The organism is Streptomyces sp. NBC_00234, from assembly GCF_036195325.1.
Taxonomy (GTDB): domain Bacteria; phylum Actinomycetota; class Actinomycetes; order Streptomycetales; family Streptomycetaceae; genus Streptomyces.
On record NZ_CP108101.1, the window covers coordinates 6,687,403 to 6,708,552 of the forward strand.

Annotated in this window: 21 protein-coding genes; 10 read left to right on the plus strand and 11 right to left on the minus strand. The window is 70.3% G+C overall.

Features of this window, described 5'->3' with window-relative positions; genetic code table 11:
- Positions 1-46: 46 nt before the first annotated feature.
- The 3 genes from OG230_RS29410 (at position 47) to OG230_RS29420 (ending at position 2,396) form a co-directional block, all read left to right on the plus strand.
- Positions 47-304 carry a hypothetical protein gene (locus OG230_RS29410; protein WP_328906756.1) on the plus strand — a complete coding sequence of 86 codons (258 nt, stop codon included), beginning with the start codon at positions 47-49 and terminating at the stop codon, positions 302-304.
- Positions 305-393: 89 nt separating this feature from the next.
- On the plus strand, positions 394-1,866 hold the full coding sequence (locus tag OG230_RS29415; RefSeq protein ID WP_328906757.1) for an AlkA N-terminal domain-containing protein: 1,473 nt from the start codon (positions 394-396) through the stop codon (positions 1,864-1,866).
- Between the two features lie 11 nt (positions 1,867-1,877).
- Positions 1,878-2,396 (plus strand): methylated-DNA--[protein]-cysteine S-methyltransferase, encoded by a 519-nt coding sequence (locus OG230_RS29420; protein ID WP_328906758.1) that lies wholly within the window; start codon positions 1,878-1,880, stop codon positions 2,394-2,396.
- Between the two features lie 44 nt (positions 2,397-2,440).
- Here the strand turns inward: OG230_RS29420 and OG230_RS29425 are convergent, their stop codons facing one another.
- Positions 2,441-3,025, minus strand: a complete 585-nt coding sequence (locus OG230_RS29425; protein WP_328906759.1) for a TMEM165/GDT1 family protein — start codon at positions 3,023-3,025, stop codon at positions 2,441-2,443.
- A 336-nt stretch (positions 3,026-3,361) separates the two neighbouring features.
- Between OG230_RS29425 and OG230_RS29430 the strand changes: the two genes are divergently transcribed.
- A complete protein-coding gene (locus tag OG230_RS29430) occupies positions 3,362-3,775 on the plus strand; it encodes a (2Fe-2S) ferredoxin domain-containing protein (RefSeq protein ID WP_328906760.1) in 414 nt (137 codons plus the stop codon).
- Positions 3,776-3,779: 4 nt separating this feature from the next.
- On the opposite strand, the gene OG230_RS29435 is transcribed toward OG230_RS29430, so the two are convergent.
- Both OG230_RS29435 and OG230_RS29440 read right to left on the minus strand, forming a co-directional pair.
- Positions 3,780-4,988, minus strand: coding sequence for a hypothetical protein (locus OG230_RS29435; RefSeq protein ID WP_328906761.1), 1,209 nt, complete (start codon positions 4,986-4,988; stop codon positions 3,780-3,782).
- A gap of 86 nt (positions 4,989-5,074) precedes the next feature.
- Positions 5,075-5,569, minus strand: a complete 495-nt coding sequence (locus tag OG230_RS29440) for an NUDIX hydrolase (protein WP_328906762.1) — start codon at positions 5,567-5,569, stop codon at positions 5,075-5,077.
- 134 nt (positions 5,570-5,703) lie between these two features.
- Here OG230_RS29440 and OG230_RS29445 point away from each other — a divergent pair, with 134 nt between their 5' ends.
- Entirely contained in the window at positions 5,704-6,819 is a 1,116-nt protein-coding gene (locus OG230_RS29445; RefSeq protein WP_328911574.1) for a glycerate kinase, read from the plus strand.
- A gap of 103 nt (positions 6,820-6,922) precedes the next feature.
- On the opposite strand, the gene OG230_RS29450 is transcribed toward OG230_RS29445, so the two are convergent.
- Complete coding sequence (locus OG230_RS29450) at positions 6,923-7,642, minus strand: PucR family transcriptional regulator (RefSeq protein WP_328906763.1); 720 nt, start codon at positions 7,640-7,642, stop codon at positions 6,923-6,925.
- Between the two features lie 270 nt (positions 7,643-7,912).
- Here OG230_RS29450 and OG230_RS29455 point away from each other — a divergent pair, with 270 nt between their 5' ends.
- Genes OG230_RS29455 through OG230_RS29475 form a run of 5 tightly spaced genes read left to right on the plus strand, consistent with a single transcriptional unit; the run spans position 7,913 to position 12,767 of the window.
- The gene (locus OG230_RS29455) at positions 7,913-8,710 is read left to right on the plus strand and encodes an ABC transporter ATP-binding protein (protein WP_328906764.1); all 798 of its coding nucleotides are present in this window, start codon (positions 7,913-7,915) and stop codon (positions 8,708-8,710) included.
- Positions 8,698-9,510 (plus strand): ABC transporter ATP-binding protein, encoded by an 813-nt coding sequence (locus tag OG230_RS29460; RefSeq protein ID WP_443051405.1) that lies wholly within the window; start codon positions 8,698-8,700, stop codon positions 9,508-9,510. Before OG230_RS29455 ends, OG230_RS29460 begins: the two co-directional genes overlap by 13 nt.
- Complete coding sequence (locus OG230_RS29465) at positions 9,507-10,397, plus strand: branched-chain amino acid ABC transporter permease (protein WP_328906766.1); 891 nt, start codon at positions 9,507-9,509, stop codon at positions 10,395-10,397. Before OG230_RS29460 ends, OG230_RS29465 begins: the two co-directional genes overlap by 4 nt.
- Positions 10,390-11,517, plus strand: coding sequence for a branched-chain amino acid ABC transporter permease (locus OG230_RS29470; RefSeq protein ID WP_328906767.1), 1,128 nt, complete (start codon positions 10,390-10,392; stop codon positions 11,515-11,517). Before OG230_RS29465 ends, OG230_RS29470 begins: the two co-directional genes overlap by 8 nt.
- Positions 11,514-12,767: an ABC transporter substrate-binding protein gene (locus OG230_RS29475; RefSeq protein WP_328906768.1), complete on the plus strand. Its 1,254-nt coding sequence runs from the start codon at positions 11,514-11,516 to the stop codon at positions 12,765-12,767. The genes OG230_RS29470 and OG230_RS29475 overlap by 4 nt, the downstream gene beginning before the upstream one ends.
- A 322-nt stretch (positions 12,768-13,089) precedes the next feature.
- Here OG230_RS29475 and pssA read toward each other — a convergent pair whose 3' ends face one another.
- The 7 genes from pssA to ccrA form a co-directional block, all read right to left on the minus strand.
- Positions 13,090-13,944 carry a CDP-diacylglycerol--serine O-phosphatidyltransferase gene (gene pssA, locus OG230_RS29480; RefSeq protein ID WP_328906769.1) on the minus strand — a complete coding sequence of 285 codons (855 nt, stop codon included), beginning with the start codon at positions 13,942-13,944 and terminating at the stop codon, positions 13,090-13,092.
- Positions 13,931-14,578, minus strand: coding sequence for a phosphatidylserine decarboxylase (locus tag OG230_RS29485; protein WP_328906770.1), 648 nt, complete (start codon positions 14,576-14,578; stop codon positions 13,931-13,933). The genes pssA and OG230_RS29485 overlap by 14 nt, the downstream gene beginning before the upstream one ends.
- A 180-nt stretch (positions 14,579-14,758) precedes the next feature.
- Positions 14,759-15,964, minus strand: coding sequence for an acyl-CoA dehydrogenase family protein (locus tag OG230_RS29490; RefSeq protein WP_328906771.1), 1,206 nt, complete (start codon positions 15,962-15,964; stop codon positions 14,759-14,761).
- A 27-nt stretch (positions 15,965-15,991) separates the two neighbouring features.
- Entirely contained in the window at positions 15,992-16,495 is a 504-nt protein-coding gene (locus tag OG230_RS29495; RefSeq protein WP_328906772.1) for a MaoC family dehydratase, read from the minus strand.
- 2 nt (positions 16,496-16,497) lie between these two features.
- Positions 16,498-17,478 (minus strand): HpcH/HpaI aldolase/citrate lyase family protein, encoded by a 981-nt coding sequence (locus tag OG230_RS29500; RefSeq protein WP_328906773.1) that lies wholly within the window; start codon positions 17,476-17,478, stop codon positions 16,498-16,500.
- Positions 17,475-19,487, minus strand: coding sequence for a protein meaA (locus tag OG230_RS29505; RefSeq protein ID WP_328906774.1), 2,013 nt, complete (start codon positions 19,485-19,487; stop codon positions 17,475-17,477). Before OG230_RS29505 ends, OG230_RS29500 begins: the two co-directional genes overlap by 4 nt.
- A gap of 1 nt (position 19,488) precedes the next feature.
- Positions 19,489-20,826, minus strand: coding sequence for a crotonyl-CoA carboxylase/reductase (ccrA, locus tag OG230_RS29510; protein ID WP_328906775.1), 1,338 nt, complete (start codon positions 20,824-20,826; stop codon positions 19,489-19,491).
- Positions 20,827-21,150 lie beyond the last annotated feature (324 nt).

Sequence of the window (21,150 nt, forward strand, 5' to 3'; positions counted from 1 at the left end):
GGTGGCGGGTGTGCTCCTCATCGGGGCCATGTGGAATTCCTGCGACGTGGGAGTCAACTCCCCGGCGAACTCCATGGTCCTGATCCTCCTGCTGCCCGTCGTCTGGGTGCTGACAGCGGCGCTCTGGACGGTCGTCCACGGAGCCGCGGGCCGGTTCGGGCGCAAGGCCGCCGTGATCGGCGCCGTCGCGTCGAATCTCGGGCTGCTGTGGTTCCTCGTGTCCGCGGTCGGAGGAATGGACTACCCGTCCCCGGCCTGCCCGGACAACGTCCCCGACTGGTGGCCGGCCCTCCTCCCCATCTGACCGGGGGTCGCTCCGAGAGGGCCTGGCAGGCGAAGGCTGATGTCGGATTTCCGCCAGCCGCACCCCACCCCGTGCCCCATCCTTGAACCATGCACACCGACACCGAGCGCTGCGTGCGGGCCGTTCAGTCCAAGGACGCCCGCTTCGACGGATGGTTCTTCACGGCCGTCCTGACCACCCGGATCTACTGCCGTCCCAGCTGCCCCGTCGTGCCGCCCAAAGTCGAGAACATGACCTTCCTGCCCAGTGCCGCTGCCTGTCAGCAGGCCGGATTCCGGGCCTGCAAGCGGTGCCGCCCCGACACCAGCCCCGGCTCCCCGGAATGGAACGCGCGCGCCGACTCCGTCGCCCGCGCCATGCGTCTCATCGCCGACGGGGTCGTCGACCGCGAAGGCGTCCCCGGCCTCGCCGCCCGTCTCGGCTACTCCGCCCGGCAGATCGAGCGCCAGCTGCTCGCCGAGCTCGGCGCGGGCCCTCTCGCGCTGGCCCGCTCGCAGCGTGCCCAGACCGCCCGGCTGCTCATCGAGACAACCGAGCTCCCCATGGCCGAAGTGGCGTTCGCCGCCGGGTTCTCCTCGATCCGTACCTTCAACGAGACGGTCCGTGAGGTCTTCGCGCTCGCACCCGGCGAGCTGAGGACGCGCGCCACCCGGGGGGCCAAGCCCGCCGCCACCCCCGGGGTCATCGCGCTGCGCCTGCCGTACCGCGCCCCGCTCAACCCCAGCAACCTCTTCGGCCACCTCGCCGCGACCGCGGTGCCCGGCGTCGAGGAGTGGCGCGACGGCGCCTACCGCCGCACGCTCACGCTCCCGCACGGACACGGCATCGTCTCCCTCGCCCCGCGCCCCGACCACATCGCCTGCCGGCTCCTGCTCACCGACCCGCGCGACCTCACCCAGGCCATCAGCCGCTGCCGGTGGCTGCTCGACCTCGACGCCGACCCGGTCGCCGTCGACGAGCAGCTGCGCACCGACCCGCTGCTCGCCCCGCTCGTCGACAAGGCCCCCGGACGCCGGGTGCCGCGTACCGTCGACGGCGCGGAGTTCGCCGTACGGGCCGTGCTGGGGCAGCAGGTCTCGACGGCGGCGGCCCGCACCCACGCGGCCCGTCTGGTCACCGCCCACGGCACCCCCGTCGACGACCCCGAGGGCGGCCTGACCCACCTCTTCCCCACCCCGCAGGCCCTCGCCGGGCTCGATCCGGAGGCGCTCGCCCTGCCGCGTACCCGGCGCAGGACCCTCACCACGCTCGTCGCGGCCCTCGCCGACGGCTCGCTGCGGCTCGGCACGGACGCCGACTGGGAGGGGACCCGCGCGGAACTGAACGCGCTCCCCGGCTTCGGGCCCTGGACGGTCGAGGTCATCGCGATGCGGGCGCTCGGCGACCCGGACGCCTTCCTCCCCACCGACCTCGGGATCAGACGGGCGGCCCAGCAGCTCGGCCTGCCGGCCACGCCCGCCGCGCTCACCGCGCGCGCGGCCCACTGGCGCCCCTGGCGGGCGTACGCCGTGCAGTATCTGTGGACCGTCGACGACCATCCGATCAACCACCTGCCCGCGTAAGGACGTTCACCATGACAGCGACAGCCTCCGCGACCAGACAGCACATGGTCGTCGACAGCCCGTACGGTCCACTCACCCTGGTCGCGACGGACGGCGTCCTGGCCGGCCTCTACATGGTCGGCCAGCGCCACCGCCCGCCCGAGGAGACCTTCGGCGAGCCGGACCCCCGCCCCTTCGGACCGGTGATCCAGCAGCTGGACGCCTACTTCGCCGGCGAGCTGCGCACCTTCGACCTGCCGTTGCACCTGGCCGGCACGCCCTTCCAGCAGTCCGTCTGGGCCGAGCTCCAGCGCATCCCGTACGGCGAGACCCGGTCGTACGGAGAGCTGGCCGACCTCCTCGGCAAACCCGGTGCCTCCCGGGCCGTCGGCCTCGCCAACGGCAAGAACCCGGTCGGCATCATCGTCCCGTGCCACCGGGTCATCGGGGCCTCGGGCAGCCTCACCGGCTACGGCGGCGGCCTGGAGCGCAAGCAGCGGCTCCTGGCCTTCGAGAATGGTACGGAGGGCGACGTACCGGCCCTCTTCTGAGCGCCGGTACGGCCGGATCAGCCGGATCAGCCGGATCAGCCGGATCAGCCGGTGAAGATCTCGACGGTCGACCAGATCGCGAGCCCCAGCATGCAGAAGCCGCCGATGCGCTGCACGGTCTTCAGAGGCACCCGCTTGGCGATGAAGCGGCCGGCCAGCAGGGCGAGCGCCGAGACGGACATCAGCGCGGCGGCGGAACCGATCGCGGTGGACCAGGCTCCGTTGCTCGCGGCGAGGTTGGCGGTCGTGATCTGGGTCAGGTCGCCCCACTCACTGATGAAGACCGCCATGAAGGCGGTCGAGTAGACCGGCCAGAAGCCCGTCACGGTCTTGACCTCGGCCTCGTCGTCCCCGTCGTCGCCCCCGCCGCGCAGCAGCATGAACGCGCCGAACGCGAAGAGCAGGGCCGAGACGAGCTTGACGGTCCAGTCGGGCAGCAGGCCGATCAGCCCGCCGGCGCCCACGGCGATGGCGACGTGCACGACGAACGCGGAGGACGTGCCGAACCAGACGTAGAGCGGGCGCATACGCGTGCCCATGGCCAGCGAGGCGAACATCGTCTTGTCGGGGAGCTCCGCGAGGAAGATCAGCCCGAAAGCGGTGAGGATCGCCAGGGGGTCGAGATGCATGCCGGGTGGCTTTCTGTAGGAGCCGGGCCCCGGGCCTTCCGCGAAGTGCCACTCGGGCTCTCGGAGGACCACTCGGCCCGGCATGACGTCAGCGCCCGCGGGGCGCGGGCGTGTCATACCTGACCGAAGGTCTCGCCCACCCGTAAGGATCTACGAGCCCGGCCACCGGGAACCCGAGGGCTCCAGTGTGTCGACGACCGGTTTGCGGGGCTACTCCCCTTCGCAGCCGTCAACGATACCCGATCCGGAGAGGGAGGTGATCAGCTGTTCGATCCGGGACCGGTCTGGGTAGAGTCCCACGATGATCATCCGCGCCTCGACCGGAAGTGTCCCCGCATGAGCCGCCGCACCCGCAGAGCCGCCCCCGAACCGGGCACGCCCCGGCCCACCGTCAGCGTCTGCCGGGGCTGCTGCTGCGGCACCGAGAAGATTCCCGGCGTCGACCACGCAGGTCAGCTGCGCCGGCTGAAGGAAACCGCGGGCGGGAGCGCCACGGTGCGCGCCGTGGAGTGCCTGGACGCGTGCGAGCACGGCAACGTCATCGTCGTACAGCCCTCCGCCGAGGGCCGCAGGGCGGGCGGCCGGCCGGTCTGGCTCGGGCTGGTCAACGATCCGGACGCGGTGGCCGACATCGCCGCCTGGGCGGCGGACGGGGGCCCCGGCCTCGCCGACGCCCCCGACATCCTCGACCTGTACGTGTTCCAGCCCTCACGCCGTGTGCAGGCGGAGCTGGAGCGCCCCGGCCGCTGATCCGTCAGCCCACCGGTGCGAACGGTGACGGTGTCGCGCCGGTCCAGGTGTTCAGCTCGGCGCGGGCCGTCTGCTTGGTGACCCCGCCTTCCTGGACCGTGCCGCTGCGCGCCACGTAGTAGCGGCCGTCGTCGAGCGACACCAGCCCGTACTGGCCGTACTGCCCGGGCACCGCCCAGCCGTACGTACCGGTCGCCTCGTCGTGCAGCCCCGCCGGCACCAGCTGCAGCAGCGGACCGCGCTCGGGGCGCTGCTGGCCGCGGATGTCCCCCACCACGGGCCTGCGCGAACCGTCGACCGCGAAGACCGTGTAGTTGGGGAAGCCGGGCTTGGTTCCCTTGTAGGCGGCCATCAGCCAATGGCCGCTGTACCGGTCGTACTCCAGGTTCTGCACTCCGTACGTCGTGTTCCCGGTGTACGCGAAGAACTTGCCGTCCACCCGCGCCGGGCCGCTGGTGTGCGGGGCCGCCTCGGACAGCGGGCGCTCGTAGCGCTTCCACCGCTCCACGTCGTACTGCAGCAGCACCTGGTGATCGTTGTCCGTGCGGCCGGTGTGGGCGTACACGCCGTACGCGACCGTCAGCTTCTGCCGGCCGTGCTTCACGCCGAACTCCGGGCCGAACGCGACCCCGTCGATGCCGCTGCAGCCGTACCGGTGGTCGGCGGTCTTCCCCGTGTCGCCGTCGAAGACCCCGTCGCCGTTCATGTCGGCCGTGAAGTCCCGTACGACCTCGTCGAGATAGACCGTCGAGACGACGCCCGTCGACTGGGCGTCCATGCCCATACGAGTGATGCGGTCACCGTCGAGGATCGCGATGTAGAAGGACTTCGCCGCCTTGTACTCCAGCGAGCCGTAGATCCGGCCGTCCTTCTGGTTCAGATCCAGATCGCCGAGATGCCCGGTGAACCCGGTCACCGAGCCCACCGGCCTGCCGCGCAGATCGGTCTTGACCAGAAGATTCGTGTACGAGAAGTACATGAAGCCCTTGCGCCGGTCGATGGCCATGCCCTGGACGTGGCCGGACTCCCAGGCACCGCCGTCGACCGCGGCGGGCAGCGGGCGGGAAGGGGCCGGGCGGCTGTCCGCCGCCACCGGCCGCGACGTCTGCGCCCCGGTGGGCGCGGCGGTGGCCGAACCCCCCGCCGTGCCGACAACCGCCGTACAGGCCAAGGCCGTTATGGCCGTCTTCCACAGGCCCCGTATGTGTCCCATGAGATGCCCGATCCCTTCGCCGTCGTGGACCCCGGATGATGCCGGGCGCGGGTGCACGAGGGACCAATGGCGAATGAACGCGGATTTCAGACGGAGACCGGCCTGCCGTCCTCCAGCTCCACCGTTCCCGCCCCGGAGGCCAGCACCTCCAGTGCCGCCGCCACGCGCAGCCCCAGCGGGCCGAGCAGATAGCGGTCGAGTCCGGCGGGCTCCACGAGCTCCCAGGACAGGAGTTCCTCCTCCTGGAGCCGGATCGCGGCGAACTGATCCTCCGTCAGGATGCCTCCGTCGTACAGATACGCGGCGATCGGCGGGCGCGCACTGCCGCGCGCCCAGTCGACGGCGAGCAGCCGGCCGGGCTCCAGATCGAGGCCGATCTCCTCCGCCGTCTCCCGGCGGGCGGCCTGCCGGGGGCTCTCGCCCGTGTCCGACTCGACCGTTCCGCCGGGCAGCACCCAGCCGGCACGGTAGTTCGGTTCCACGAGGAGGAGCCGGCCGGCGTCGTCGCGGAACAGCGAGGCCGCGGCGGCCAGGACACGGGGCAGGCCCGCGATGTAGGTGGCGTAGTCAGTGGTGGTCACCGGGGAAGCGTAGTGGCGGCGCCCGGCCCGGGTCCTGGACACCCATGGGCAGATCAGGGGTGGTCCGGATAGGGTCGGGGCGGCGCGACTGCCTGTTCGAAAGCAAGGGATGCAAGGTGACGGACGGAGCAGTGATCGAGACCGCACGCGTGCTCGTCGCGGCGGACAAGTTCAAAGGCTCGCTCACGGCCGTACAGGTCGCTGAGCGGGTGACGGCCGGGCTGCGGCGTGCCGTCCCCGGGGTGCGGGTCGAGACCCTGCCCGTCGCGGACGGCGGCGACGGCACGGTGGCGGCGGCGGTGGCCGCCGGATTCGAGCGCCGCGAGGCGCGGGTGACCGGACCCCTCGGGGAGACGGTCACCGCGGCGTACGCGCTGCGCGAGTCGACCGCCGTCGTGGAGATGGCCGAGGCTTCGGGCCTCCAGCACCTGCCGGCGGGGGTCTTCGCACCCCTCACGGCGACCACGTACGGCTCCGGCGAACTGCTGCGGGCGGCGCTCGATGCGGGCGCCCGGACCATCGTGTTCGGCGTCGGTGGCAGCGCGACCACGGACGGCGGCGCCGGCATGCTCGCCGCGCTCGGGGCCCGGTTCCTGGACGCGGACGGCAAGCCGGTCGGTCCCGGCGGCGCTGCGCTCGCCGAGCTGGCCGAGGCCGATCTGTCCGGACTCGACCCCCGCCTGGCGGACGTCGACCTGATCCTGGCCAGCGATGTGGACAACCCGCTGACCGGGCCCAAGGGCGCCCCCGAGGTGTACGGACGGCAGAAGGGCGCGACCGAGGACGACATCGCGCTCCTCGACTCAGCCCTCAGCCACTACGCGTCCGTGCTCGGCCCGGACCACGCGGCCCTCCCCGGAGCGGGGGCGGCCGGTGGCATCGGCTACGGCGCCCTGGTGGCCCTCGGCGCCCGGTTCCGACCCGGAATCGAGGTCATGCTCGACGTCCTCGGCTTCGCTCCCGCGCTGGCCCGGGCGACGCTGGTCATCACGGGCGAGGGCTCGCTCGACGAGCAGACCCTGCACGGCAAGGCCCCGGCGGGCGTCGCCGCGGCAGCCCGCGCGGCGGGCGTGGAGGTGGTCGCCGTGTGCGGGCGCCTGGCACTGCCCCCGGAGGCCCTGGGCCGGGCGGGCATCCGCCGTGCGTACGCCCTGACGGAACTGGAGCCGGACCCCGCGGTCTGCATGGCGCAGGCGGGGCCGTTGCTGGAACGGGTGGCGGAGTCGATCGGCCAGGACTTCCTGACCTGACCTGACCTGACCTGACCTGACGGGTGGGGGGTGGCGGGGGCCGATTCGGGGGCTCTGCCCCGGACCCCCCGCTCCTCAATCGCCGGAGGGGCTTGATCGCTCCTCACCGCACCGCCGTCAGGCGGAACGCGTCGAGCGCCAACGTCATCTCGATCAGCTCGCGCGGTCGCGACAACGACCGTGACGTCAGCGTCTCCAGCCGTCGCAGGCGGTTGAACACCGTGTTCCGGTGGCAGAACAGCCGCCCCGCCGCCCGCCCCGCGGATCCGTCGCACTCCAGCCACGCGTCCAGCGTCTCCACGAGCAGCGCCCGGTCCGCGGGCTCCAGCGTCAGCAGCGGACCGAAGACCTCGGCGACCAGCCGCGCCGACAGCTCCGGCTGGCTCACCACCAGCGCCGTCGTCAGCCGCTCGTCCAGGCGCACGATCCCCGTCGAACCCGGAGCGCACGTCAGCAGCGCCGCCTCGGCCAGCCGCCGGGCCCGGTCCAGCTCGGCCAGACCGTCCACCACCGGGCCGACGCCGCCCGGACCGGGACACCGCCCCACCAGCACCGCGGTCAGGTCGGCCAGGCTCCGGTCGCCGAGGCCGACGACGGCGATCTCGCGGTCCGCCCGCGTCCGCCAGAGGAACCGCATGCCGTCGACGTCCACGACCCTGTGCACCGGCCCACGCCGCTCGGCGCGCAGCACCGCCACCGCGTAACGCCCCCGCTCGGGCAGCCCCAGTCCCGCAGCCGCCCGCTCCGCGAGGTCGGGCGACGCCCTGCCCTCCAGCAGCGCGTCGAGCAGCGCCCGGACCCGCTCGTCACTGCGCCGCTGCATCCTCTGCTCCCCGTTCCGCGGACACGCCGGGCTCTGCGGGCCGCTCATGGCTGGTGAGGATGCCACCGGTGTGTGCGGGCGCAACAGGGCGTCGCCGCCCTCTGTGCGCGTGCACAACCGCACCCTTCACTCGCTGGTCACCCGCATCGTCTCCGGCGTACGCCGTGGACGCGCGGCCCGCCCGGTGCTGGTCTGTGGCCCCACGACCCACCACGACGCAACGCACCACACACGACGTACGACAACGACAAGGCGGAAGGAGGAGGACGCATGGCAACGCTCGAGATCCGCGCACTGTCCGTGGGCTACGGCCCGGTACGGGCTCTGCGCGACGTCTCCGTCGACGTGCCGGCCGGCGCGATTACCGCCGTTCTCGGTGGCAACGGCGCCGGCAAGACCACGCTGCTGCGGGCCGTATCGCGGACCCTCGGCTTCCACCGCGGGACGGGCACGGGCACCATTCGCTTCGACGGGCAGCCACTGGAAGGGCTGCGGCCCGCCCAGGTGGTGGCCGCCGGAGTGGTCCAGGTGCCGGAGGGGCGGCAGGTGTTCGCCCGGATGACGGTGGCCGACAATCTGCGGGCGGGCGCACTGGGGGCCCGCGGCGGGCGCGCGACCGTGGCCGCCGCACTGACCCGCGTACACGAACTGTTCCCGGTGCTCGCCGACCGCGCGCACCAGCGGGCCGGGCTGCTGTCCGGCGGCGAGCAGCAGATGCTGGCCATGGGGCGGGCGCTGATGGCGGGCCCCCGTCTGCTCCTGCTGGACGAACCGTCCCTCGGTCTCGCACCGCTGATGGCGCAGAAGATCGCGGAGACCGTGAAGGAGATCAACGAGGCGGGTACCTCGGTCATGCTCGTCGAGCAGAACGCGGCCATCGCCCTGCGGCTCGCCTCCACGGCGTACGTCCTGGACGTCGGCGAGGTCGTACTCGACGGACCGGCCGACGAACTCGCCGCGTCCGACGAGGTACGCCGCCGCTACCTGGGCGTCGTCGACGAGACGGCCGCCGAGGACGCGGACCGGGCGGGCACGGCCCCCCGCACGCTGAGCAGGTGGTCCGCGTGAGGACCGCGCCCGTCACCACCGAACCCACGACGGCACCGGCCGCGCTCGCCGTCCGCGACGTGACCGTACGGTTCGCCGGCCTCACCGCCCTCGACGGCATCTCCTTCACCGTCGAACCGGGCAGTGTGCACGCCGTCATCGGTCCCAACGGGGCAGGCAAGTCGACCTGCTTCAACGTGCTCTCGGGCGTCTACAAGGCGTCCTCGGGAACGGTGCACCTCGGCACCACCGAGCTGACCGGACTCGCCCCGCACCGGATCGCCGCACTCGGCGTGGCCCGGACCTTCCAGAACCTGGCCCTGCCCCCGCACGCCACGGTCGCCGAGAGCATGCTGCTCGGCCGGCACCGCCTCACCCGGTCCGGGTTCCTGGCCACCGGACTCCGGCTGCCGTCCGCGGCCCGTGAGGCCCGGAGCCACCTCGAACGGGTCCGCGAGATCGCCGAGTTCATCGGTCTGGAGAAGGAGCTGGACCACCCCGCGGGCGCGCTCCCGTACGGGAAGCAGAAGCTCGTCGAGCTCGGCCGCGCCCTGTGCATGGAACCGCAGGTGCTGCTCCTGGACGAACCCGTCGCCGGGATGACCGCCGACGAACGGCGCCGCGTGGCGGCGGTGGTCGCCGGTGTACGCGACAGCCTCGGCATCTCCATCGTGCTGGTCGAGCACGACATGGGGGTGGTGATGCGGCTCGCGGACGCGGTGACCGTACTCGACTTCGGACGCAGGATCGCGGACGGCACACCCGCCGAGGTCCAGAACGACCCGGCCGTCGTCCGGGCCTACTTGGGGGCACAGGAATGACCACCTTCATCGAACTCCTCCTCGGCGGCCTCTCCATAGGCTCGGTCTACGCGCTGATCGCGCTCGGCTTCGTCGTCATCTTCAAGGCCACCGAGGTCGTCAACTTCGCCCACGCCTCCCTGCTGCTGGCCGGCGGGTACGTCACCGCCGTGCTCCACGACGACATCGGCTTCTGGCCCGCGCTCGCCGTCGGGATCGCCGGGGCCGCGGTCGTCGGTGCGTCGGTCGAGTTCTTCGTCATGCGCCGCTACCGGGGCAGCGACCACAGCGTCCTGGCCATCGTCACCATCGGCGTCGACATCATCCTCGTCACCGAACTCACCCGGCGCATGGGCACCGACGTCCTGGCGCTCGGCGACCCGTGGGGCGACGACGTCGTCACCATCGGCGGAGTCACCCTCGCCGAGACCCGCATCGCGGCGTTCCTCGTGGCGGGACTCCTCATCACGGTGTTCCTGCTCGCCTTCCGGTACACCTCCTGGGGCGTCTCGATGCGGGCCGCCGCGGAGAACCCGCAGACCGCCGCCCTCATGGGCATCAAGCTCGGCAGGGTCTCGCTCTCCGCCTGGGCGGTCGCCGGAGCGCTCGCCGCCGTCGCCGCGCTCTTCCTCACCGTGTTCCCGACGCCCGGACTCGAACGCGCCACCTCGCTCGCCGCGCTCAAGGCGTTCCCCGCCGCGATCCTCGGCGGCCTCGACTCGACGACGGGCGCGCTCGCCGGAGGACTCATCGTCGGCGTCACCGAATCACTGGCCACCGGCTACCAGAGCGACCTGTCCTTCCTCGGACGCGGCATCGGGGACCTCGCGCCCTATCTGGTGATGGTGCTCGTCCTGCTCGTCCGGCCCGCGGGACTCTTCGGCACGAAGGAGCTCGCCCGTGTCTGACACCGTCGAAACCGCCACGGCAGCCCCTGCGGCGCCCCCGGAGAAGACGTCCGCACCGGCCGGTCCCCTCCAGCGGCTGCGGCAGCCCCGTGCGTACCTCTGGCTCGTCGGTTCGGTGCTGCTCCTCGCGTTCCCGTTCTACCTGGACCGCTTCTGGCTCCAGGCCGGGCTGTTCGCGATGGCCGCCGCGATCGGGGCCATCGGCATCAACCTCCTCACCGGCGCCACCGGCCAGCTCTCCATGGGCCACGCCTTCTTCCTCGCCGTGGGCGCGTACAGCTACTGCATCCTGGCGGGGGAGAGCAGCACCGAGAACGGCCACTCGCTCACCGGCCTCGGACTGCCCACCTGGCTCGCGGCGATCCTCGCCGTCCTGCTGGCGGGCGTGGCGGGCGGGGTCTTCAGCCCCATCGCGGGCCGGCTGCGGGGTGCCTACCTCGGCATCGCCACGCTCGCCCTGATCTTCATCGGCCAGCACGTGCTGTTCAACGCGGGCTCGCTCACCGGCGGCTTCAACGGCCGCCCCGTGCCGCCGCTCTCGCTGTTCGGATTCACCTTCGACGACACCGAGGTCGTCGTCGCGGCCGTCCCCTTCCAGTCCTCCGAGAAGCTCTGGTACGTGGCGCTGCTCGCCCTCCTGCTCAGCGGGCTCTTCGCCCGCGGGGTGCTGCGCGGCAGGCCCGGACGGGCGCTCAACGCCATCCGTGACCACCGGATCGCCGCCGGAGTGATGGGCGTGCCGGTGGCCCGCTACCGGGCCGGGGTCTTCGTCCTGTCCTCGATGTACGCGGGCCTCGCGGGCGTCCTGCTCGCCCTGGTCTTCCAGCGGACCGTGCCGGAGTACTTCGGCATGATCCTGTCCCTCGAGTACCTCGCCATGATCGTCATCGGCGGGCTCGGCAGTGTCGCGGGTGCCGTCGTCGGCGCCGCCTTCGTGTCACTGCTGCCGCAGGTGCTCACCCACTACAGCGACTCCCTGCCCCTGGTCTCCGCACCGGGCACGGGCGGTCTCGCACCGGGTGAGGCATCTCGCTATCTGTACGGCGCCGCGGTGGTCGCGGTGGTCCTGTTCCTGCCCGGCGGCCTTACGCGTCTGAAGAAACCAGGGGAGAAGAAATGAAACTGCGAGTGATCACGGCCGTATGCGCGGCCCTCACCCTCACGCTCGTGGGATGCAGCGGAAAGGCCACCGACAACGGCGGCGACAAGCAGGACAAGAGCGGGGTGAAGACCGGCGAGGGAGTCACCTCGTCGAAGATCACCCTCGGCGCCCTGACGGACATGACCGGTGTCTACGCCTCCCTGGGCAAGAGCGTCACCCAGGCCCAGCAGCTGTGGGTGAAGCAGACCAACGCCGCCGGCGGCATCTGCGACCGGAAGATCGAGCTCACGGTCCGCGACCACGGTTACGACCCGCAGAAGGCCATCGCCGCCTACACCGAGCTCGAACCGGACGTGCTCGGCTTCACCCAGTTCATCGGCTCCCCGTTCGTCGCCGCCGTCGAGCAGCGCATCGACGGGCAGGACAAGGGCCTCGTCCTGCCGCAGGCATGGTCGGCGAGCCTGCTCGGCTCGAAGTACGTCCGGGTCCTCGGGGCCACGTACGACATCGAGACGATCAACCTGATCGACTACCTGCTCACGGAGAAGCGCATCGCCAAGGGCGACAAGATCGGTCACGTCTACTTCGAGGGCGACTACGGCGAGAACGCCCTGGCCGGCGCGGAGTACGCGGCGAAGGAGGCGGGGCTCACCGTCGTCCAGCAGAAGATCAAGCCCACGGACAACGACATGACCGCACAGGTCTCCGCGCTCAAGCAGGCGGGCGTCAAGGCCATCGTCATCAGTGCGGGCCCGCGCCAGGCGGCCTCCCTGGTCGGCGTCGCGGCGGCCACCGGATTCAACGTTCCGGTCGTCGGCAACAACTCGGCCTTCGCCCCGCAGCTCCTCGCGACCCAGGCGGGCCCGGCCCTGCTGAAGGACTACTACATCGCGTCCTCGACGCTGCCGATCGGCGACCCGGGAGCCGGCCCGGCGAAGCTCGCCAAGGAGTACGCGGCCCAGTACCCGAAGGACGGCCTCGACAACGGTGTGGTCGCCGGCTTCACGGCGGCGTCCGTCTACGGCGAGGCGCTGAAGAAGGCGTGCGAGGCGAAGGACCTCACCCGCGAGGGCGTCGACAAGGCGCTGCTCACCCTCACCGCGTACGACAACGGATTCGGGATCACGCACGACTTCTCGGACCCGACGGCGCCGTCCACCCGCCAGAGCACCATCATGAAGCCGGACGCCAAGGCTCCCGGCGGCCTGAAGGTGGTCCGCCCGGCGGCGGTCGCCCCGGCGGCGGAGTCGTTCACGGTGAAGCCCTGACCCGAAGCCCTGACCCTCTGAAGCCCTGAACGGGCCCGGCCGACCGGCCGGGCCCGTTCAGGCGTTCCCGGGCACCGGCAGCAGTCCGCGGCCCGCCGAGGAAGCTCTCCACCCGGCCGGGAGCGGCCTGCGGGCCCGCCCTCGCGCCCCATGCCCACCTGCCGGTTCCGCGCCCCGTACAGGCCGTACAGGCCGCGCAGGGCGTACGGCCCGCCCAAGCCGTACGGGCCGCCCCGTCCCCGCACGACAGCCCGTCCCGCACGCACGAGGGCCCGGATACTGGGGAAGTATCCGGGCCCTCGTATACGTCGTACGTGCGGTGCTACGGCAGCTGAGCCGCTCGCGCCTCGCGCCGATTGTCGCGGAAGGTGTTCACCCGCCGTGCCGTCGCGAACAGCGGGATCACCGCACCCATCACGACCTGCAGCGCGCAGCCCGTCTGGAGGAGCAGCTGACCACCCGGGGCGTCGAACGCCCAGGCGGCGAGGAGCCCCATCGCGGCAACGATCCAGCCGAGCATCGCCACCGCGAGAACGCCCCGCGGCTTGGGGTACTCGACCCGGCTGACCATCAGCCACGCCACTCCGACGATCGCGAGCAGCGTCGGCACGAAGGGCAGCTCCAGGAGCACGATCGAGACGACCGTGAGCGCTCCGAAGGGGCTGGGCATGCCCTGGAACATGCCGTCCTTCATGGTCACGCAGGAGAATCTCGCAAGCCGCAGGACCACCGCCAGCAGCACCACGATCGCCGCCAGCGCCGACACCCGCTGCTGGGCGTCGTCCGCGACCATGCCGTACACCAGCACGAAGTACGCCGGAGCGAGTCCGAAACTGATCAGGTCGGAGAGGTTGTCCAGCTCCGCGCCCATCGGGGAGGAGCGCAGCTTGCGTGCGACGAGCCCGTCGCACAGATCGAAGATCGCCGCCAGCAGCATCAGGATCACGGCGGTGGCGGCGGAGTTCCGCGCCATGCCGCTCTCGTTGCTGCCCGTGAGGTGCGGGATGAGGATCCCCGTGGTGGTGAAGTACACCGCCATGAATCCGCACGTGGCGTTACCGAGCGTGAGGGTGTCCGCTATCGACAGCCTCATCGACAGCGGCATGTCCTCGGAGTCGTCCTCCTCGGCCGCCTCCGGCACCCAGCCGGCCTGCGTTTCGGGATCAATCACGGTCAATGCGAGTCACCCCCGCGGTGGTGGCCTGGCCGACCTCGACCGCGACATCGATACCTTCCGGAAGGTAGATGTCCACGCGCGAGCCGAAGCGGATCAGGCCGATGCGCTCGCCCTGCTCCACCTTCGTGCCCTGGGGGAGGTACGGGACGATGCGACGGGCGACCGCTCCCGCGATCTGCACCATCTCGATGTCGCCGAGCTCCGTGTCGAAGTGCCAGACAACGCGCTCGTTGTTCTCGCTCTCCTTGTTGAACGCCGGGACGAACCCGCCGGGGATGTGCTCGACCGAGGTCACCGTGCCCGCCAGCGGTGCACGGTTGACGTGCACGTTCAGCGGGCTCATGAAGATCGCGACGCGGGTGCGCCCGTCCTTCCACGGCATGATGCTCTGCACCACGCCGTCGGCCGGCGAAATGACCCGGCCCTCGGTGATCTCGCGCTCGGGGTCGCGGAAGAACCAGAGCATGCCCGCCGCGAGCGCGGTGGTGGGCACGGCCACTGCGGCCCAGCGCCCGGACTTGCGCGCCCGGGAGAGGCTGAGAGCCGCAGTGGCGAGGGTCGGCAGGAGCCACGGCGAAGCTCCGCGTGCGAGGCGAACCCCGCCGCGGGGTGCAGAGGTATGGCTGTCGGGCATGAATGACCTTCGTAGCGGATGATGCCGCGCTGGCAACGGGGGACGGCGGCTTTTCCGGCGATGCTATCGGTTGCGGGCCACAACTGGGCAAGCCAGCAGCCGAGTCGAACCGCCCACGGGCACCGGCCGAGGATCACAGGGTGTGATGTTCTTCGCGGCAAAATCACCCCGAAAGGGACATCAACCCTGGAACCGGTACTCCTCGAGGAGTCGGCGCCCAATGATCATTTTCTGGATCTCGGCGGTACCTTCACCGATCAGCAGCATCGGTGCCTCCCGGTAGAGGCGCTCGATCTCGTACTCCTTGGAGAAGCCGTAACCGCCGTGGATACGGAAGGCGTCTTCGACGACTTCCTTGCAGTACTCGGAGGCGAGGTACTTCGCCATCCCTGCCTCCAGGTCGTTTCGTTCCCCGGAGTCCTTTTTGCGTGCTGCGTTCACCATCATCGCATGGGCGGCTTCGACCTTGGTGGCCATTTCGGCCAGCTTGAACTGGATGGCCTGGTGCTGGGCGATCGGCTTTCCGAAGGTGTGGCGCTGCTGCGCGTAGGAAACACCCAGCTCAAATGCACGCTGCGCTACCCCGCAGCCACGTGCGGCCACATTGACCCGGCCGACCTCCACGCCGTCCATCATTTGGTAAAACCCTCGGCCGGTGGTGCCGCCGAGTACACGATTGGCCGGAATACGTAGTCCGTCCATGATGAGTTCCGTCGTGTCGACGCCCTTGTAACCCATCTTGTCGATCTTCCCGGGGATGGTGAGGCCGGGGCGGACCTCGCCGAAGCCCGGCTCCTTCTCCACCAGGAAGGTCGTCATCGACTTGTGCGGGGCCGTGCCCTCGGGGTGGCCTTCGTCACTGCGGCACAGGACGGCGACCAGGTTGGACGTGCCGCCGTTCGTCAGCCACATCTTCTGGCCGTTGAGGACGTACTCGTCGCCGTCCCGCACACCCTTGGAGCTGATCGCGGAGACGTCGGAGCCCAGCGCCGGCTCGGACATCGAGAACGCGCCCCGCACCTCGCCCAGCGCCATGCGCGGCAGGAACGTGTCCTTCTGCTCCTGCGTTCCGTGCTGCTTGAGCATGTACGCCACGATGAAGTGCGTGTTGATGATTCCCGACACGCTCATCCAGCCGCGGGCGATTTCCTCCACGCAGAGCGCGTATGTGAGAAGCGACTCACCCAGGCCCCCGTACTCCTCGGGGATCATCAGCCCGAAGAGGCCGAGCTCCTTCAGTCCCTCGACGATCTCCGTCGGGTACTCGTCGCGGTGCTCCAGCTGGGTCGCGACCGGAATGATCTCCTTGTCGACGAAATCCCGCACCGTGGAGAGGATTTCCTGCTGGATGTCGGTCAGACCGGCGGTCTGGGCGAGTCGCGTCATGACTGCTTCTCCTGTGACTTCACGCGGTTAGTTGGAGGGGACGGGGCGGCCGGGCTGCTCGCCGCCGCGCTCCTTGATGTACGTCTCGGTGGGGACCATGACCTTGCGGCGGAACACGCAGACGACGGTGCCGTCCTGCTTGTAGCCCTTGGTCTCGACGTACACGATCCCGCGGTCGCTCTTGGACTTGGACGGCGTCTTGTCGAGGACGGTCGTCTCGCCGTAGATCGTGTCGCCGTGGAAGGTCGGCGCGATGTGCTTGAGCGACTCGACCTCCAGGTTCGCGATCGCCTTGCCGGACACGTCCGGGACCGACATGCCGAGGAGCAGCGAGTAGATGTAGTTGCCGACCACGACGTTCTTCCCGAAGTCGGTGGTCTTCTCGGCGTAATTGCTGTCCATGTGGAGCGGGTGGTGATTCATGGTCAGCAGGCAGAAGAGGTGGTCGTCGTACTCGGTGACCGTCTTTCCGGGCCAGTGCTTGTAGACGGCACCGACTTCGAACTCCTCATATGTGCGTCCGAACTGCATGATCAGGCCTCCGGGGCTTCGAACTTGGAGGTGCGCTGCATGCCGGCCGCGCGGCCCTTGCCCGCGATGACGAGCGCCATCTTGCGGCTGGCCTCGTCGATCATCTCGTCGCCGAGCATGGCCGAGCCCTTCTTGCCGCCCTCCTCGGAGGTGCACCAGTCGTAGGCGTCGAGGATCAGCTCGGCGTGGTCGTAGTCCTCCTGCGAGGGCGAGAACACCTCGTTGGCCGCGTCGACCTGACCGGGGTGCAGCACCCACTTGCCGTCGAAGCCCAGCGCCGCCGCGCGGCCCGCGACCTCGCGGTACGCGTCGACGTCACGGATCTGGAGGAAGGGACCGTCGATCGCCTGGAGGTCGTGCGTACGGGCCGCCATCAGAATGCGCATCAGGATGTAGTGGTACGCGTCCGCCGGGTAGCCGGGCGGCTGCTGGCCGACGACCAGGGTCTTCATGTTGATCGACGCCATGAAGTCGGCCGGGCCGAAGATCAGCGTCTCCAGACGCGGCGAGGCGGCGGCGATGTCGTCGATGTTCACCAGGCCCTTGGCGTTCTCGATCTGCGCCTCGATGCCGATCTTCCCGACCTCGAAGCCCATCGTCTTCTCGATCTGGGTCAGCAGCAGGTCCAGCGCGACGACCTGCTGGGCGTCCTGGACCTTCGGCAGCATGATGCAGTCGAGGTTCGGGCCCGCGCCCTCGACGACCGTGATGACGTCGCGGTACGTCCAGTGCGTCGTCCAGTCGTTGACCCGCACGACCCGGGTCTTGCCCGTCCAGTCGCCGTTGTTGAGCGCGTCGACGATGTGGTGACGGGCGCCTTCCTTGGCGAGCGGTGCGCAGGCGTCCTCCAGGTCCAGGAAGACCTGGTCGGCGGGAAGGCCCTGGGCCTTCTCCAGGAACCGCGGGTTCGAGCCCGGCACGGCCAGACAGGAGCGGCGCGGACGCAGGCGGTTCACGGGGGCGGCGGGCGACGGGCTGGTCATGCGGGGACCTCCAGAGGGTCGAGCTTGTTGGCTTTCCGGATCTCGTCGACGATACGGCCGATGATCTCCGTGATACCGAAGTCCTTCGGCGTGAAGACGGCGGCGACGCCGGCTCCGATCAGGGCGGCGGCGTCCGCGGGCGGGATGATGCCGCCCGCGATCACCGGAATGTCCGTCGCGCCGGCCTCGCGCAGCCGGTGCAGCACGTCGGGCACCAGCTCGGCGTGCGAGCCGGACAGGATCGACAGACCGACGCAGTGGACGTCCTCGGCGACGGCCGCCGAGACGATCTGCTCCGGAGTCAGCCTGATCCCCTGGTAGACCACCTCGAAACCGGCGTCCCGGGCCCGTACGGCGATCTGCTCGGCGCCGTTGGAGTGCCCGTCCAGACCCGGCTTGCCCACCAGCAGGCGGAGCCGGCCGGTGCCCAGGTCCTCGGCGGTGCGGGCGACCTTCTCGCGGACGAGGGCGAGCGGGGTGCCCGCCTCCGCCGTCACCGCGACCGGGGCCGAGGAGACTCCGGTCGGGGCCCGGAACTCGCCGAAGACGTCGCGCAGGGCCCAGGACCACTCGCCGGTGGTGACGCCCGCCCGGGCGCACTCCACCGTCGCTTCCATCATGTTCTCGGTGCCCGCGGCGGCCTTCTTCAGCGCGGCGAGCGCCTCGGTGGCCCGTGCCTCGTCGCGGTTGTCGCGCCACTCGTGCAGCGCGGCGACGACCCCGGCCTCGTTCTCCGGATCGACCGTCATGATGGCGGCGTCCAGGTCGGCTGTGAGGGGGTTGGGTTCCGTCGTCTCGTAGATGTTGACGCCGACGATCTTCTCCTCGCCGCCCTCGATCCGGGCCCGCCGTGCGGCGTGCGAGGACACCAGCTCGGACTTGAGGTAACCGGACTCGACGGCGGCCATGGCGCCGCCCATCTGCTGGATGCGGTCGATCTCGGCGAGGGACTCGGTGACCAGGGAGTCCACCTTGGCCTCGACGACGTGCGACCCGGCGAAGATGTCCTCGTACTCCAGCAGGTCGCTCTCGTGCGCGAGGACCTGCTGGATACGGAGCGACCACTGCTGGTCCCAGGGGCGGGGGAGCCCCAGGGCCTCGTTCCAGGCCGGCAGCTGGACGGCGCGGGCGCGGGCGTCCTTGGACAGGGTGACGGCGAGCATCTCCAGCACGATGCGCTGGACGTTGTTCTCCGGCTGCGCCTCGGTCAGACCCAGCGAGTTGACCTGCACGCCGTAGCGGAAGCGGCGCTGCTTGGGGTTCACGATGCCGTACCGCTCGCGGGTGACCTGGTCCCAGATGCGGCCGAAGGCGCGCATCTTGCACATCTCCTCGATGAAGCGGACGCCCGCGTTCACGAAGAAGGAGATCCGGGCGACCACGTCGCCGAACTTCTCCTCGGGCACCTGGCCGGAGTCGCGGACCGCGTCGAGGACCGCGATGGCCGTCGACATGGCGTACGCGATCTCCTGGACCGGAGTGGCTCCCGCCTCCTGCAGGTGGTAACTGCAGATGTTGATCGGGTTCCACTTCGGAATGTGGTTGACCGTGTACGTGATCATGTCGGTCGTCAGCCGCAGCGAAGGCCCCGGCGGGAACACGTGCGTCCCGCGCGAGAGGTACTCCTTCACGATGTCGTTCTGCGTCGTGCCCTGGAGCTTGCCGGCGTCGGCGCCCTGCTCCTCGGCGACCACCTGGTAGAGCGCCAGCAGCCACATCGCGGTGGCGTTGATCGTCATCGAGGTGTTCATCTGCTCCAGGGGGATGTCCTGGAACAGCCGACGCATGTCGCCGAGATGCGAGACGGGCACGCCGACCCGGCCCACCTCGCCGCGGGCGAGGACGTGGTCCGGGTCGTAACCCGTCTGCGTCGGCAGGTCGAAGGCGACCGACAGACCGGTCTGGCCCTTGGCGAGGTTGCGCCGGTAGAGCTCGTTGGACGCCTCGGCCGTCGAGTGACCGGCGTACGTCCGCATGAGCCACGGGCGGTCCTTCGGGCGGCCACTCATGTCAGACATTCCGGAAGCGGTTGATGGCGTCGATGTGCTGCTCGCGCAGCTCGTGGTTGCTCACGCCCATGCCCTCCTGGGGGGCCAGCGCCAGCACGCCGACCTTGCCCTGGTGGAGGTTGCGGTGCACGTCGTACGCGGCCTGGCCGGTGTCCTCCAGGGAGTACACCTTCGACAGCGTCGGGTGGATCTTCCCCTTGGCGACCAGGCGGTTGGCCTCCCACGCCTCGCGGTAGTTGGCGAAGTGCGAGCCCACGATCCTCTTGAGCGACATCCACAGGTAGCGGTTGTCGTACTCGTGGTTGTAGCCCGAGGTCGAGGCGCAGGTGACGATCGTGCCGCCCTTGCGGGTGACGTAGACACTGGCGCCGAAGGTCTCGCGGCCCGGGTGCTCGAAGACGATGTCCACGTCCTCGCCACCGGTCAGCTCACGGATGCGCTTGCCGAAGCGCTTCCACTCGCGCGGGTCCTGGTTGTGCTCGTCCTTCCAGAACTTGTAGCCCTCGGCGCTGCGGTCGATGATCGCGGTCGCGCCCATCTTCCGGCAGATGTCCGCCTTCTGCTCGCTGGAGACGACACAGATCGGGTTGGCGCCGCCGGCCAGCGCGAACTGCGTGGCGTAGGAGCCGAGTCCGCCGCTCGCGCCCCAGATCAGCACGTTGTCGCCCTGCTTCATGCCCGCACCGTTGCGCGAGACGAGCTGGCGGTACGCGGTGGAGTTGACCAGGCCGGGAGCCGCGGCCTCCTCCCAGCTGAGGTGCTGCGGCTTCGGCATCAGCTGGTTGGACTTGACGAGCGCGATCTCCGCCAGCCCGCCGAAGTTGGTCTCGAAGCCCCAGATGCGCTGCTCGGGGTCGAGCATCGTGTCGTTGTGGCCGTCGGAGGACTCCAGCTCGACGGAGAGGCAGTGCGCGACGACCTCGTCGCCCGGGTTCCAGGCGTTGACGCCGGGCCCGGTGCGCAGGACGACACCCGCGAGGTCGGAGCCGATGACGTGGTACGGGAGGTCGTGGCGCTTGCTGAGGTCGCTGAGCTTGCCGTACCGCTCCAGGAAGCCGAAGGTCGAGACGGGCTCGAAGATCGACGTCCACACGGAGTTGTAGTTGACCGAGCTGGCCATGACCGCGACCAGGGCCTCGCCCGGGCCGAGTTCGGGCACCGGCACGTTCTCGACATGGAGCGACTTGCGGGGGTCCTTGTCGCGGCTGGCGACGCCGGCGAACATCTCGGCCTCGTCCTTGTGCACGGTGACCGCGCGGTACGACTCGGGGATGGACAGGGCCGCGAAGTCTGCGGCCGTGCTGTCCTGCGACTGGATCGCGTCCAGGATTTCCTTCACGGTGATGCCTCCGGCAGAGCTGGCGTCGAGGGAACGCTTGAGGGGGTCCCTGCGGTCAGGGGGAGCGGTGCGGTGTGGAGGTGTGCCGTCGGTTCGGCGGGTGGAGCTTCGGCTTGCTCTGTGGAGCAGAAGGGTTGCCTGTGACGCAGGCGTCCGGGCACGCGAACACATGGTTTGCGGGGACAGCCGGCGTACGTGAGGTCCCAGCACGCCGGCCGCCCGGACACCATCAACGTATGGCACTCCGTGACACCTGACAAGGCACCGAGTGCCAACAATTTCTCTCACTTGTCATCCGCAGGGCACGCATGAGCAACACCATGG

Coding starts and splice junctions, on each gene's coding strand:
- OG230_RS29415 (WP_328906757.1), top strand. CDS start 394: ATGCACACCGACACCGAGCGCTGCGTGCGGGCCGTTCAGTCCAAGGAC.
- OG230_RS29420 (WP_328906758.1), top strand. CDS start 1,878: ATGACAGCGACAGCCTCCGCGACCAGACAGCACATGGTCGTCGACAGC.
- OG230_RS29425 (WP_328906759.1), bottom strand. CDS start 3,025: ATGCATCTCGACCCCCTGGCGATCCTCACCGCTTTCGGGCTGATCTTC.
- OG230_RS29430 (WP_328906760.1), top strand. CDS start 3,362: ATGAGCCGCCGCACCCGCAGAGCCGCCCCCGAACCGGGCACGCCCCGG.
- OG230_RS29435 (WP_328906761.1), bottom strand. CDS start 4,988: ATGGGACACATACGGGGCCTGTGGAAGACGGCCATAACGGCCTTGGCC.
- OG230_RS29450 (WP_328906763.1), bottom strand. CDS start 7,642: ATGCAGCGGCGCAGTGACGAGCGGGTCCGGGCGCTGCTCGACGCGCTG.
- OG230_RS29455 (WP_328906764.1), top strand. CDS start 7,913: ATGGCAACGCTCGAGATCCGCGCACTGTCCGTGGGCTACGGCCCGGTA.
- OG230_RS29465 (WP_328906766.1), top strand. CDS start 9,507: ATGACCACCTTCATCGAACTCCTCCTCGGCGGCCTCTCCATAGGCTCG.
- OG230_RS29475 (WP_328906768.1), top strand. CDS start 11,514: ATGAAACTGCGAGTGATCACGGCCGTATGCGCGGCCCTCACCCTCACG.
- OG230_RS29485 (WP_328906770.1), bottom strand. CDS start 14,578: ATGCCCGACAGCCATACCTCTGCACCCCGCGGCGGGGTTCGCCTCGCA.
- OG230_RS29490 (WP_328906771.1), bottom strand. CDS start 15,964: ATGACGCGACTCGCCCAGACCGCCGGTCTGACCGACATCCAGCAGGAA.
- OG230_RS29495 (WP_328906772.1), bottom strand. CDS start 16,495: ATGCAGTTCGGACGCACATATGAGGAGTTCGAAGTCGGTGCCGTCTAC.
- OG230_RS29500 (WP_328906773.1), bottom strand. CDS start 17,478: ATGACCAGCCCGTCGCCCGCCGCCCCCGTGAACCGCCTGCGTCCGCGC.
- OG230_RS29505 (WP_328906774.1), bottom strand. CDS start 19,487: ATGAGTGGCCGCCCGAAGGACCGCCCGTGGCTCATGCGGACGTACGCC.